At 40.7% G+C, this 248-nt stretch carries 1 protein-coding gene; it reads left to right on the forward strand.

Annotation, left to right across the window (positions count from 1 at the left end; genetic code table 11):
- Positions 1-48: 48 nt before the first annotated feature.
- The coding region (locus SB660_RS22670) for a sporulation protein YqfD (RefSeq protein ID WP_410584755.1) at positions 49-248 on the forward strand (200 nt) is incomplete at its 3' end.

The following is a 248-nucleotide window of genomic DNA, read 5'->3' on the forward strand; positions in this document are numbered from 1 at the left end:
GATAGATCACGTACGATATGTCGATTCATAAAGCCGGGGGGAAATAATGTGAAAAACAAATGGCTGTCATTTTTTTCGGGTAAAGTCCAAATGGAAGTCAAAGGAAAAGGGATTGAACGGCTGCTGAATGAATGCACGAGAAACGGAATCGCCATCTTTGCGGTGAAAAAAAAGCAAGACTGTGTTCTGCTGATGATTCAGCTTCAAGATGTACATGCTTTCAGAAGAGTCATCAGAAAACATGAATG

It is taken from the genome of Bacillus sp. SIMBA_005 (genome assembly GCF_046535585.1).
GTDB lineage: Bacteria > Bacillota > Bacilli > Bacillales > Bacillaceae > Bacillus > Bacillus pumilus.